A 13972-nucleotide genomic window follows, 5' to 3' on the forward strand; every position below is an offset into this window, starting at 1 on the left:
TATGGGCATAAAGGATATTTTTAAGAAAAAAAATATTAAAAAAGATTCATCTGAAAACAAAGAATCTTCTTTAGAAAACAGTACTAAAGAAAATAATGCTAAAAAAAGAAGATTTAAAAAGAGATATATTCCTTTAATAATAATTTGTGTTTTAATTATAGCTGTAATTGGAGCTAGGATATATTTAAATAATGATAGGGTAAAGACTATAGTAGAAAATGTGGTATATTCTTCTCTAAATAGAAAATTAGTAATAGAGAAATTTAGTTATGGACTGCTCTTTCCTAAGATAGAAGCAAGTAATATAACTCTTTATAATTCTACAAACTTTAATGAAGCAGAAAATATAAGTTTAGATAATTTAAGATTAAGGTTTTCATTATTTCAATTATTTTTCTTGAGGCTTCATGTGAAAGAATTAAGTATTGATAATTTGTATGTTAATATGTTTACAGATGAGGCAGGAAATTGGAACCTTCCTGATATGCCTCCTTCAGAGCCGAAAGTAGAAGATACAAATAAAGAGCCTTTTGATTTTACTAAATTAGATTTCCTAAAATTAAAAGCTGATATAGAAAATATTAGAATTAATAATTTATCATTTAGTGCTGATAGTTTATCTTATGTTACAAATAACAGCGGACTTTTTGCAAGTTTAAGTAATTTTAATTTGCATTTAGATTTAAATACAAAAAGATTTGCTTTATCTAAAGTAATGGGAGTTTCTGCTCCTGAGGTTTTAAAGAAGCTTAATATAAAGAGTTTTATAAGTAATGATTTAGTTTATAATAATTCTGCTTTAAATTTCAAAGATGAGCCGTTATTTAATTTGGATATATCTTATCCTAATGAAGATGAAATAAAGATTGTATTTGATTTTGAAGTAAGTGAGCCAAATTTAAGATATAATGGAATTAAAAAAGATGATATGCAATTAGCATTTAATTTGCTTGCTAGATATAATGTAAAAACTCAAAGCGTATTTATAGATAATATTTCATCAGAGCTTTTAAATGATGAAGTTCTCAAAGTAATAGCATCAGCAACAAATATATTTAATAGCAATATAGGAATTGATTTAAATACTTTTTATGCAAGACTTGATTTAGGAAAATTAAATAGTTTAACATCTATGTTTATGCCTGCATTAGGTGTAAATATGAATGGTCTTTTGAATGTTGATGCTGATAAAACTACAGGTACTATTAATAATCTTAATAATAAACTTACTATAGCTATGAAGAATATCAATTTTGATATGCAAAAAACTATATCTATAAAGAACCTTAATTCTACAACTGTAGTTGATTTAATTATTAATCCAGAAATAGAAGTTGCTGTTGATAATAAACTTACAATAGAGAGAGCAACTGCTTTAAGAAGATATAGATTTAATAATGCTAATGTGGCATTGAGGGTTGATTCTTCGTTAAACGGACTTACTTCTATAGCTACTGTAATAAATGACCCTAATAAAAAAAGCGACGCTATTGTTTATATAGATGATATTTCTGCTAAATATGGAAATGCTAATATTTTACTTAAAGGGCTTGTACGTTTTGATGAGCCTACAGATTTAAAATTGAACGTTTCATCACTTCCAGTTGCTGATTTTAGCGGAGGTTTGGCAAGAGGTTCATTAAATTTAGATGCTAATATTTTTGGTAAGCTATTAAGTGATATAGACCTTAATTTGAAAGGAATAATAAATAATTTCTCTTACAATTTAAATGGTGAGGTTTCTTCTACTACAAAGGCTAATATTAATATGCTTGCTAATGCCAATATTATTTCACAGGATATTAATGTTTCTGAGTTTAATATTGATTTGGGTAATTTCTTTAATTTTAAGTCTTATTTGAATTTACAGGGTATGGGGTTAAAAAGCGGTTTTGTTAATGTGCATACTTTAAGAATTGCTCCTTATGCCATGAAAAATTGGCTTTCTACAAAGTTTGCTGAGTTAGTAGATGGGCTTCCTTTTGAAGATGATGTTAAGCTAACAAGTGCTATTGCTTATAATTTATCTTTAGAAGATACATTTGCGAGTGTTACAAATTATACAACTGTTTATGTAACAGAAAAGCAGTATAAGCTTCAAGATGTTACTATGCAAGTTGATGCTGATGTTAATTTTGGTGAGAACTTATACGCTAATATAAGAAAGTTTAATATAGATAGTCCTACTAATAATTTAAAAGTGAGAGTTGATGGTTATTTTACACCTGTAATAAAAAATGCTGATTTGAACTATGAAGTTGGTTTAGATACTGATAGTTTATATTTGCCTTTTGGAATTGAGATTGGCGGGCTTTTAAGCATAATAGGAAATTTAAAAAATAATATTGCCGATGGTGATTTGATTGCTGATAATTTCTTTGCTAATATGGATTCTCCAGATAAGATGTCTATACTATTAAAAGGCTTAGATTCTAATATAGATTATCATTTTGATTTAACTCCTAATAAAAATCAGGTAGTTTCAACTGCAGCAAGATATAATCCTCTAACAAGTCAAGTGCCAAATTTATTTATTGACCAGCTTAGAGTATATTTAAAAATACCTCCTTTTATAGATGACAGTATTAGAATAATGGATTTTTCTTCTTCAGTGAGAGTACAAGGACACGGTCTTACAATACAAGACTTAAAATCATCATTATACATTGGAGGAGAGAAGTTTGATGATAATTTATTTTTAGCATCAATATCAAACAACACAGCACCAAGAAGGGGAGCTATACACTTACCTTGGCTTAATGTTGATTTGGGAAGCTTTGATACTAGTACTATAAAGTATGATATGAGAATGCTTGCAAGTGATATTAACTTTAAATATTTGCTTCCTCCAGAAAATAGAGATAAAATTAATGATGAAAAATTATTAGTTAATTTAACAGCAGATATTGCAGGTGTTGGAATTAGCCCTCTTAATAATATAAGACCTACTACATTCTTTGTTGGTATTAGTAAGATGTCTACAGAGTTTTCTAAATTCTTAATAGAGATGATACGTCCAATTAACCCTGGTATATCTACTGTTGAAAATATTGTTCAATTTGGTTATGACCCTAATTCGGTAGAGTTTAGTATATCTGCAAATAAAGTATTTACTACATTCTACTTTAGAGACCAAAACTTAGACAAGCCTAATCAGCAAAAACAGCAATTAATAGCATTTGAAGGAGATAAGTTCGGTCTTGAACCTATGCCTTTCTCTGATGTTATATCTTACTTAGAAGGCGGAAATTAAGGAGATTTTATGAAGAAGTATTTAATATTTTGTATTTTTATATCAATTATTTTTACTAGCTGTTCTAAATTAATATTAGTTCAAGAGCCTGAGATGAGAGTTTTGGGAGGAAAGACTTTAATAGAAGCACAGGTTTTGGGCAGATATAGACAAATTGATGAGAGTGCTTATCAGATTTCTACTCTTTCAACAGATAAAGATTTAAGCCTAATAATGGTTAGTACAAATGTTTCTGATGAGGTTGCTTCAGAATATAAAGAGGCTTTAATTAGAAGCATGTTTAATCAAGATGAGATTAACCTTTATAAAACTAATGCCTATATTGGAGAGAATAACAGCGGATATTTATCATATATAGCATTTGACGTTACAGAGCCTGAAGTTCAATATGGAGAAACTAGAATAGAATATATAAAAGAAATAATGGAAAAAGAAAATGCTGACAGAAAAATTATAGCTGAATATTTAATATTATCAGACCCTAAACTTACAATGTCTAATATAAAAGAAGTAGAGGCGGCACTTTATAAGAGAAATATAGAGCGTCTTGTAAATAACAGCTACTATCAGCTTCCAGATAATAGTTGGACTTTATATACAAACTCTAATTAAGATATTTTGGTATATAATTAATAGTTTAATATAGAAATATAAAAATCTTTAATTTTTGTATTATATTCAAATGAGTTTATTTTTAGGTAAAATATAAGATTATATTTATAATATAAAGTAAAACATTTGCACTTTTGAGATTAGAAAATTGAATAAAATAAAAAACTTAAAAAATATAAATATTTATTTCTAGATATATTGGTGTTTTAATATATAATTAGTATTTATGAAAGTAGAAATAATAGATACAGCTTATGGCGGATATGGCGTTGCTAAAGAAGGAAAAGTTATATTTGTAGCACATTCTGTTGAAGGCGATATAGTTGATATATCCATAAACAAAGAAAATAAAAACTTTTGCTATGCTAATATAAATAGCATCATACAGCCTTCAAAGCATAGAATAAAAGCAAAATGTAAATATGCAGGTATTTGCGGAGGGTGTGTATTTAACCATATTGAATATAATAAGCAATTAGAAATAAAAAAAAGTATAGTATTAAACTCTATAAGAAATATTGAATATAAGAATAAAATAAACATCATAAAATCACCTAATGAACATTATAGACTTAGAGTAAATATGATAGCTCAAAACGGAAATATTGGCTTTTATAAATTTAATACTAATGAGTTTGTGAATATAGATGAATGTATAATATTAAAAGAGAAACTATTTTGTAAAATAAAAAACTTTGTTAATCGTAGTAATATAACTGGAAATATTTATGCGATAGAAAGTAATAATGACAAAACGCTATCATTTGCTGATATTATAAAACAAAATAAAAATATAGATACAAGCTATTTTGACGGAATAACTATAAAACAAAAAAAGAAAATAAAAATATACGGCATAGATAAAACAAATTACAACACATATTTTGGAGAAGTGCCATTATCACATAAAAGCTTTTTTCAATCAAATCATTATCTGTTAGATGAGTTTCAAAAGAGTGCTGTTAAATATTTTAATGAATATGATAAGAATATAGTTGAGCTTTATGCCGGAAGCGGTATTTTTTTCTGTTGCTATTAAAAACAAATTGGAAAGTTTAAATATTGATTATAAATTAATATCTTCTGAGATAAGTTCTGATGCTGTAAATATTGCAAAAGATATTATAAAAGAAGATGCAAGCGAAACATTAAAAAAAATAAATTATAATGTAGATTCATTATTTGTTGATCCTCCTCGTGAAGGATTATATAAAAAAGTAATAGAAAACATTATTAGAATAAAACCAAAAAAAATTATATATATTTCTTGTAACCCTATGACATTTGCAAGAGATATTAATTTACTGAAAGACTATTATGAGTTAATAGATTTAAATATAATAGATATGTTTCCAGACACTTATCATATAGAATTAATTTCTTGTTTAGAGATAAAATAATTATATTGATATTAGTAATAAAAAATATATAATTCTATTTTAGGAGTTATAAAAAATCATGAAAATAATTTTTTTAGGCACTGGTACATCAGATGGTGTGCCTATGATAGGCTGCAAATGTAATGTTTGTAAAAGCAAAGATAAAAGAGATAAAAGAACAAGGTCATCTGTTTTAATACAGCATAAAAATAAAAATTATATAATAGATACTTCTTTAGATTTTAGAGAACAAATGCTTAGAGAAAAAGTTGATAGTTTAGAAGCAGTGTTCTATACACATCATCATGCCGACCACTCTTCTGGAATAGTAGATTTACGTTCATTAAATTTTATGATGCATAGGCATATAGATTGTTATGGAAATAAAGATACTATGGACGTATTAAAAGATAAATACGATTATATATTTAACCCCGTTCAAATAGGCGGAGGAATTCCTGATTTAGAGTTTCATATTATAGAAAATGCTACTAAATTTGATGATATAACTGTAACTCCAATTCCTGTAAAACATGGTATATTAAATATATTAGGCTATAGATTTAATAATTTTACATATATTACAGATGCAAGCTCAATAAGCGATGAAAATATAAAACTTATAGAAGGCAGTGAGATTCTAGTATTAAATGGATTAAGATATCGTCCGCATAGTACGCATTTATCACTTCAAGAATCTGTTAATATAGCAGATACTATTAAAGCCAAAAAAACATTTTTTACACATTTAACACATGATGTTTTACATAAAAATTTAGAAAAAGAACTGCCAAAAAGCATGTATGCTGCATATGATGGCCTAACTTTAGAAATATAATACGTTTTAATATTGATTATAAATATTAATAGTATATACTTATATATATACGATTATGTATAAAAATATTTTTACATATTGGAGGATATGATGTTTGGTTATCTACAAAAAATAGGTAAATCCTTAATGGTACCTGTAGCCGTATTGCCGGCAGCTGCTATCCTTTTGGGTATTGGTTACTGGATAGACCCTAATGGCTGGGGAGGCGGAAGCCCTGTTGCTGCTTTCTTTATTAAGGCAGGCGGTTCTATTATAGATAATATGCCTATATTGTTTGCGGTTGGAGTTGCTTTTGGTATGTCTAAAGACAGAAATGGTGCTGCTGCTTTGGCTGGACTTGTAGCATTTCTAGTTGTAACAACTCTTTTAGCGCCTGCTACTGTCGCTATGATTCAAAGCAAAGAGGTTGCTGATGTAGCTCCTGGTTTTGCTAAAATCAACAACCAATTTATAGGTATACTTTGCGGTATTATAGCTGGAGGTTTATACAATAAGTTTTCTGAAGTAAAATTACCAGAATTCTTAGCATTCTTTAGCGGAAGAAGATTTGTACCAATAGTTACTTCTGGTGTTATGATGATAGTATCATTCATATTAATGGTTGTATGGCCTGCTATTTATGGCGGTTTAGTAACTTTTGGTGAAGCTATCATTAGTCTTGGTCCTATAGGTGCTGGTATTTATGGTTTCTTTAATAGACTTTTAATTCCTGTTGGTTTACACCACGCTCTTAACTCAGTATTCTGGTTTGACGTTGCTGGTATTAATGATATACCTAATTTCTTAGGCGGTCAGGCTTCTATTGATGCTGGTACTGGTATTATCGGACAAACTGGTATGTATCAGGCTGGTTTCTTCCCTATTATGATGTTTGGTCTTTTAGGTGCTTGTTTGGCTTTCATTAAAAATGCTAAACCTGAAAACAGAAATAAAATTCGCTCTATAATGTTGGCTGCTGGTTTTGCTAGTTTCTTTACTGGTGTTACTGAGCCTATAGAGTTCTCATTCATGTTTGTTGCTCCTGTATTATATCTTATACACGCTCTATTAACTGCTATATCTTTAATCATTGCTTCTAGCATGAAATGGATTGCTGGTTTTGGTTTCTCTGCTGGTTTGATTGACCTTGTTCTTTCTACTAGAAACCCTTTAGCTACTCAATGGTATATGTTAATTGTACAAGGTATAGTATTCTTTGTGCTTTATTTTGTTATTTTCAACTTTGCTATTCAGAAATTTAATCTTAAAACTCCTGGAAGAGAAGATGATGATACTGATGAAATAGAAGTTACTGTATCAAGCAGCAAAAACGCTTCTTATGCAGATAAAGCTTTATTACTTCTTCCTTTACTTGGAGGACTTGAAAATATAGTTGATATTGATAACTGTGCTACAAGATTAAGATTAGAAGTAAAAGACAATACTATAGTAAATGATGCTGAAATTAGAAAACATTTCCCTGGAGTATTAAGACCTGGTAAAACTTCTGTACAAGTAATAGTAGGTACTGATGTACAATTCTTGGCAGATGAGTTTAAAAAGTTAGCAAAAAAATAATATATTATTGTTATTAATTATAAGAGGCATGGCATTATTTTTAATGCTGTGCCTTTTTTATTTATTATATAAAATATTCAATAAAAAATAATATATAAAAAATAATTGCAATAAAAATATTTTCATTATATAATTGTTTATTGAATTTTTATTTTAAGGATTTTATCTTATGCCAGCTAATTTAAAAGAAGCTCTAACCTTTGACGATGTATTATTAGTACCACAAGAATCAGATATTCTTCCCAAAGATGTATCTTTAGAAAGAAAATTAACTAAAAAAATCACATTAAAAACTCCATTAATAAGCTCTCCAATGGACACAGTAACAGAATCTCAAATGGCTATAGCAATGGCACTATGCGGAGGATTGGGAGTTATACATAAAAATATGCCGTTAGAACAACAGGCAAAAGAAGTAGCAATTGTAAAAAGTTTTAAAGATATAGAAAATAAAGAAAAAGCAAGCATTGATGAAAAAGGCTCTTTGATAGCTGCTGCTGCTATAGGAATCTCTGATGATAGATATGAAAGAACAGAAAAATTAATAGAAGCTGGTGTAAATATAATAGTAATAGATACAGCGCATGGTCATTCAAAAAATGTATTAGATGCAATAGCAGATATTAAAAAGAAATACACTCAAGTCGAAGTTATAGCTGGAAATATTGCTACAAAGGACGGAGCTAAGGCTTTGATAGATGCGGGAGTTGATGCTATAAAAATAGGTATAGGTGCTGGCTCAATATGTACAACAAGAATTATTGCGGGAGTTGGAGTTCCTCAGCTTACTGCTATAGAAGATGCTTCAGAGATAGCTAAACAGTATAATGTTGGAGCTATTGCTGACGGCGGTATAAAATATTCTGGAGATATAGTAAAGGCTTTTGCTATAGGTGCTGATGCTGTAATGGCTGGAGGACTTTTCTCTTCTACTTATGAGGCTCCTGGTGAAGTTATTATAATAGACGGTAAAAAATATAAACCTTATAGAGGAATGGGTTCTGTAGGTGCTATGCTTCATGGAAGTAAAGACAGATATTTCCAAAGTGAAGTTGTAAACAAATCTAAGTTTGTACCTGAAGGTATAGAAGGCGTTACTGAATATAAGGGGCATGTTTCTGATGTTGTTTATCAAATTACAGGCGGTATTCGTTCTGGAATGGGATATATTGGTGCTAGAACTATAGAAGAGTTACAGAAAAAGGCGGTATTCTTAAAGATAACAAATCAAGGTCTTGCAGAAAGCCATGTACATGATGTAAAAATTACTTCTAAAGCACCTAATTATTAAAACATATTTTTATATAAAATAGATTTATATAATTTTATTAATTACTCAATAGATAATCTTTAGATATATCTTTATTTTATAATTAAATATATATAATAATAAGTATTAATTTATGATATTATAAAAAAGTTGTATTTTCAATACAGTAAAATATAACTTTATAAAAAATTAAAATGTTTGTAAAAAAAGCCCGTAGAAACTTTAGCTTCTACGGGTTTTTTATAACTTAAAAAATTAAATAATATTATTTATCTTGTAATACAGCAATTCCTGGTAATTCTATTCCTTCTAGGAACTCTAAAGAAGCACCGCCTCCTGTAGATACGTGAGTCATCTTGTCAGCAACACCAGATTTATTAACAGCAGATACACTATCGCCGCCGCCAATAATGCTTACAGCTCCAGAATTAGCAATAAACTTAGCCACCTCAAAAGTACCTTTAGCAAAATTAGCCATTTCAAATACACCTAATGGTCCATTCCAAACAACTGTTTTAGCATTTTTTAGTATGCCTTCAATTTCTGTTAAAGTTTTAGGTCCAACGTCCATACCCATCCAGCCAGCAGGTATAGCAGTAGAATCTACAACTTTTATAGCAGCATCATTGTCGAATTTATCAGCAATAACGTTATCAACAGGTAAATATAAAGTTTTGTTTAATTCTTTAGCTTTATCCATAATCTCTTTAGCAGTAGAAATATAATCATCTTCGCATAAAGAAGCACCTATTTCTAAACCTTTAGCTTTAAAGAAAGTATAAGCCATACCGCCTACAACAATTAAAGTATCAACTTTGTTAAGTAAGTTTTTAAGTACAGATATTTTAGAAGAAACTTTAGCTCCTCCAATTATAGCAACAAAAGGACGAGCAGGGTTAGCAACAGCATCACCCAAATACTGTATCTCTTTCTCCATTAAGAAACCAGCAACAGCAGGCATTCCAGCTTTAGCAGATACTATACCAGCAGTAGAAGCATGTGCTCTGTGTGCAGTACCAAAAGCATCATTAACATAAACATCAGCTAAATCAGCTAATTGTTTTGAGAATGCTGCATCATTTTTCTCTTCTTCAGCATGATATCTTAAGTTTTCAAGAAGTAATACATCTCCAGCTTTTAAATCAGAAGCAAGTTTTTTTACTTCTTCACCTATACAATCATTAGCAAAAATAACTTTATTGTTAGGAAGTTTAGTTTTTAAATAATCATAAACAGGTTTTAGAGAATATTTAGGATTAGCTTCGCCTTTTGGTCTTCCTAAGTGGCTCATAAGTATAAGAGAAGCACCCTGAGAGAGAATATACTCAATAGTAGGCATAGCAGCATCTACTCTTGTAGTGTCTGTAATTTTAGAGCTAGTTTCTTTATCAAGAGGCACATTGAAGTCAACTCTCATTATGACTTTTTTGTCCTTTAATGTCTATGTCTTTTACTGATTTTTTCATTTTTATATCCTTTTAATTTTTATATTCATTAAAAATTTAAAGGGTGCTATAATTTAATATTATGCACCCTTATTATAGCCTAATAAATTAGTTATTATAACTTATTATTATTTTTTGTTGTACATATATAATAATAAATCAATTACTCTGTTAGAATAACCCCATTCATTATCATACCAAGAAACGATTTTGAAGAATCTTTTCTCGCCTTTTAAGTTATTTTGAACTGTAGCTAAAGAATCGTAAATAGAGCTTCTATTGTCATGTATGAAGTCGCTAGATACTAATTCTTCATTACAATAACCTAAAACACCTTTCATATAAGATTCAGAAGCTTTTTTCATTAAAGCATCGATTTCTTCAATAGAAGTATCTTTTTCACTTCTGAAAGTTAAATCTACAACAGATACATCTGGAGTAGCAACTCTGAAACTCATACCTGTTAATTTACCTTTAGTAACTGGTAAAACTTCACCAACAGCTTTAGCAGCACCAGTAGTAGATGGGATAGTGTTCACAGCAGCAGCACGTCCGCCTCTCCAGTCTTTTTTAGAAGGACCGTCTACAGTTTTTTGAGTAGCAGTATAAGAGTGAATAGTAGTCATAAGACCTGTTTCTATACCAATACCTTCTTTAAGAAGTACATGTACTAGTGGAGCTAAACAGTTAGTAGTACAAGAAGCATTTGATACTACATGATGATTAGCAGGGTCATATTCTTCATGGTTAACACCATAAACGAAAGTTCTTAAATCACCTTTACCAGGAGCTGAAATGATAACTTTTTTAGCACCTGCAGCTATATGACCTTCAGCTTTTTCTTTATCAGTGAAAAGACCAGTAGATTCGATTACATATTCAACACCTAAATCTTTCCAAGGAAGGTCTTTTAATTCTTTAGTAGCACCGATACATTTAATTTTGTTGCCGTTTACTACTAATACATCTTCGCCTTCAGTAGTTATATCAGCTTTCATTCTGCCATGAACTGAGTCATATTTTAATTGATAAGCAAAATATTTAGCATCAGTACTAACATCAACAACACCTACTACATCTATCTCTTTACCTAATAAACCGCGTTCTACTAATGCCTGAAAAACTAGACGACCAATACGTCCGAAACCATTTATTGCTACTTTTACAGCCATAAAATTACTCCTTAATTAAAATAATATTCTATATACGAACATATAAAACTATATTTTATGCTATCATAAATAAAAATTTAAGTCAAGGATAATTTAATATTTTTAATTTTATCAAACATTATTTTATTTGTTTTATTTTCCGACATAGTTAAATTATATTATTTAGTAAAAAATATAATTGAAATTTATTGTTTTAATTATATATTAAAAATGGTAGGGTTTTTAAGTAATGAATAAATTATTAATTATTTCATTATTGTTTGTTTTTATCATATCTTGTGAGAAAAAGATAGTTTATGAAAGTAAGCAATATACTGGTAATATGACAAATAATATATATACCAATGATATAGATGTTAGAAGCAGAAAATTTGATGCTATAGGTTTAATAAAAAAAAGTTCTTTTACAATGTATCCTGATATAAAAATAGAGGATTTAATAACATCTTTTAATACAGTTGAATGGGAAGATTTTATAGCAGAAGATGATTATATGCGTTATGTGGATATTATAGGCACAATAGACACTAACAAATATATTTTTCAATTTAAAATACTTGACCATTATAATTGGGAGTTATATGCTTTTGAAATGAACAACAAAGCTTATACTACAGATAGAGCTTCATATAGGCTATATTCTCTCTATACAAACCGTATTGTAGAAACTAACGCAGTAATAAACACTAATTTATAAATACTATAAAAAAATGATATTGATTGATTTATTAGATAATTTTATCATCAGTAATAAAAAATTATAAATGCTCTGATATAAACTCTTTTATTTTTTTCCAATACAATGTTTCATTATGTTTTGCAGAACTTATATGATAAGCACCTTCTACAATTAATTTATCTTTCTTTGATGAACAAGCATTATATAGCCTTTCCATCATCTCTAAAGGCACTAAATCATCTTCACTTCCATGAATAAATAATATAGGAGTTTTTGTTTTTGATACAGATTTTAAAGCATTAGCCTCTGAAAAAAAATATCCTATTCTTAGTTTTGTTATTAATGATATTGTTGGTATAAAAGGAAAGTAGGGTAGGTGATAGCTTATTTTTAGCCTATTTCCAAGCTGTTCATTAGCATTAGTATATCCAGAGTCTTCTATTGCAAGTTTTACATTTGAAGGAATGCTTTCAGATAAAGCAATCATTATAGATTCTGCCCCCATAGATATACCAAATAAAATAATATCAGCATTAGTATTTATTGATAATATATATTTAATCCAAGCGAGAATATCCTCTTTTTCTAAATACCCCATGCCATAAGAGTTGCCTTCGCTTAATCCATGAGTTCTCAAATCTATAAGAATAACATTATACCCCATATTAAAAAACTTCTCACCATAATACCTCATATTAGAGCCTTTACTCTCATATCCATGAACTATTATTGTGTAAATATTAGAGTTTTTATTTTCTATAAAATGAGCATGCACTTTCAAATTATCAGAAGTTTTTGTGTATACATCTATTTGAGATTTTTCAAACCATTCTCTTCTTTTTTCTTTTTCTAAAATCTCTTCTTTAGTTTCTTCTTTGCTGTTTTTTTTGATTTCTAGTACTCTTTTTTTGCCTTTAATTAAAACTAGCTGTACATAATAATTTGATATTATAATAATAGCTAAAAGTAATATTATTAATATTATTATGAATATCATATTATTTATTAATTGCCGATTTTAATTGCCAATAGTAGTACCGAATTTCATTCCTATTTGTGCACCTATATCTAATGAAGCTAGATTTCTGCTTTCAACAAGAACTTTTTCTGCCCCTCTTAAATCTATGCCAAAATCAGTACCAATATATGCTCCAACTAATAAAGCAACATTATCTTGAATATTGAAAGAATAATCAAAAGTAAGCTTAATATATGTCATTACCATATTTTTCATTACATCATCAATTTTTCCAACATCATAATAGCTAAAAGTTTTAGTACTTGTATTATCATTAAAAAACTCTGCAGAATGTGTGAGATATAAAGGCACTTTTACACCAATTCCAAGACCAATGGCAAAATTACTATAATGAAATTTAGGAAGTATACCAATTTGCATATTTTCAAAAGTATAATATTCTCTTACATTTACATCTTTTTGAGTAGTTTCATCTTTATAAGAGCTTTTAAGCCCAAAAGAATCATGAGAATAACCTATATCTACGAGTAAACTAATTCCTTTCTCTTCATCAGTTACTAAATAACCAGCTTGAAAACTTATACCAGCATCAAATCCAACAGTACCGCTATTTTTTCTATAAGTGTCTTTATAACTTTGAGGAGCATCTTTAGAAAAGTAAACATTATAAAAACTAAAACTAGCCCCAATAGGTATAGTAGCACCTAATTGCCAGCCGCTCTCTGCAAATGATAATTTAGCAAATATAAATAAAAAAGATAAAATAATAATTTTTTTCATAAAACTCT

Annotated in this window: 9 protein-coding genes and 2 pseudogenes; 7 read left to right on the forward strand and 4 right to left on the reverse strand. The window is 28.7% G+C overall.

What is annotated here, in order from left to right:
- Window position 1: 1 nt before the first annotated feature.
- The 6 genes and pseudogenes from BPP43_RS00915 (at window position 2) to guaB (ending at window position 8930) form a co-directional block, all read left to right on the forward strand.
- Window positions 2–3253, forward strand: a complete 3252-nt coding sequence (locus tag BPP43_RS00915) for an AsmA family protein (protein WP_015273892.1) — start codon at window positions 2–4, stop codon at window positions 3251–3253.
- A gap of 9 nt (window positions 3254–3262) precedes the next feature.
- Window positions 3263–3865 (forward strand): YdbL family probable chaperone protein, encoded by a 603-nt coding sequence (locus BPP43_RS00920; protein ID WP_013243370.1) that lies wholly within the window; start codon window positions 3263–3265, stop codon window positions 3863–3865.
- Between the two features lie 226 nt (window positions 3866–4091).
- Window positions 4092–5265, forward strand: a pseudogene (locus BPP43_RS00925) (class I SAM-dependent RNA methyltransferase).
- Between the two features lie 58 nt (window positions 5266–5323).
- Window positions 5324–6082 (forward strand): MBL fold metallo-hydrolase, encoded by a 759-nt coding sequence (locus BPP43_RS00930; protein WP_015273893.1) that lies wholly within the window; start codon window positions 5324–5326, stop codon window positions 6080–6082.
- Between the two features lie 90 nt (window positions 6083–6172).
- Window positions 6173–7639, forward strand: a complete 1467-nt coding sequence (gene nagE / locus BPP43_RS00935; protein WP_015273894.1) for an N-acetylglucosamine-specific PTS transporter subunit IIBC — start codon at window positions 6173–6175, stop codon at window positions 7637–7639.
- Window positions 7640–7808: 169 nt separating this feature from the next.
- A complete protein-coding gene (gene guaB / locus BPP43_RS00940; RefSeq protein WP_013243366.1) occupies window positions 7809–8930 on the forward strand; it encodes an IMP dehydrogenase in 1122 nt (373 codons plus the stop codon).
- A 244-nt stretch (window positions 8931–9174) separates the two neighbouring features.
- On the opposite strand, the pseudogene BPP43_RS00945 reads toward guaB, so the two are convergent.
- Window positions 9175–10375, reverse strand: a pseudogene (locus BPP43_RS00945) (phosphoglycerate kinase).
- Window positions 10376–10482: 107 nt separating this feature from the next.
- The gene (gene gap / locus BPP43_RS00950; RefSeq protein ID WP_013243364.1) at window positions 10483–11526 is read right to left on the reverse strand and encodes a type I glyceraldehyde-3-phosphate dehydrogenase; all 1044 of its coding nucleotides are present in this window, start codon (window positions 11524–11526) and stop codon (window positions 10483–10485) included.
- A gap of 229 nt (window positions 11527–11755) precedes the next feature.
- Here gap and BPP43_RS00955 point away from each other — a divergent pair, with 229 nt between their 5' ends.
- Window positions 11756–12223, forward strand: a complete 468-nt coding sequence (locus tag BPP43_RS00955) for a hypothetical protein (protein ID WP_013243363.1) — start codon at window positions 11756–11758, stop codon at window positions 12221–12223.
- 61 nt (window positions 12224–12284) lie between these two features.
- Here the strand turns inward: BPP43_RS00955 and BPP43_RS00960 are convergent, their stop codons facing one another.
- Together BPP43_RS00960 and BPP43_RS00965 are read right to left on the reverse strand one after the other, a co-directional pair.
- Window positions 12285–13202 carry an alpha/beta hydrolase gene (locus tag BPP43_RS00960; RefSeq protein WP_015273896.1) on the reverse strand — a complete coding sequence of 306 codons (918 nt, stop codon included), beginning with the start codon at window positions 13200–13202 and terminating at the stop codon, window positions 12285–12287.
- Between the two features lie 21 nt (window positions 13203–13223).
- Window positions 13224–13964: a hypothetical protein gene (locus BPP43_RS00965; RefSeq protein ID WP_014933401.1), complete on the reverse strand. Its 741-nt coding sequence runs from the start codon at window positions 13962–13964 to the stop codon at window positions 13224–13226.
- Between the last annotated feature and the right edge of the window lie 8 nt (window positions 13965–13972).

The organism is Brachyspira pilosicoli P43/6/78 (assembly GCF_000325665.1).
Lineage (GTDB): Bacteria > Spirochaetota > Brachyspiria > Brachyspirales > Brachyspiraceae > Brachyspira > Brachyspira pilosicoli.

Bases quoted from the DNA above. Each gene is read 5' to 3' on its own strand.
- BPP43_RS00915 (WP_015273892.1), top strand. From the start codon at position 2: ATGGGCATAAAGGATATTTTTAAGAAAAAAAATATTAAAAAAGATTCA.
- BPP43_RS00920 (WP_013243370.1), top strand. From the start codon at position 3,263: ATGAAGAAGTATTTAATATTTTGTATTTTTATATCAATTATTTTTACT.
- BPP43_RS00930 (WP_015273893.1), top strand. From the start codon at position 5,324: ATGAAAATAATTTTTTTAGGCACTGGTACATCAGATGGTGTGCCTATG.
- nagE (WP_015273894.1), top strand. From the start codon at position 6,173: ATGTTTGGTTATCTACAAAAAATAGGTAAATCCTTAATGGTACCTGTA.
- guaB (WP_013243366.1), top strand. From the start codon at position 7,809: ATGCCAGCTAATTTAAAAGAAGCTCTAACCTTTGACGATGTATTATTA.
- gap (WP_013243364.1), bottom strand. From the start codon at position 11,526: ATGGCTGTAAAAGTAGCAATAAATGGTTTCGGACGTATTGGTCGTCTA.
- BPP43_RS00955 (WP_013243363.1), top strand. From the start codon at position 11,756: ATGAATAAATTATTAATTATTTCATTATTGTTTGTTTTTATCATATCT.
- BPP43_RS00960 (WP_015273896.1), bottom strand. From the start codon at position 13,202: ATGATATTCATAATAATATTAATAATATTACTTTTAGCTATTATTATA.
- BPP43_RS00965 (WP_014933401.1), bottom strand. From the start codon at position 13,964: ATGAAAAAAATTATTATTTTATCTTTTTTATTTATATTTGCTAAATTA.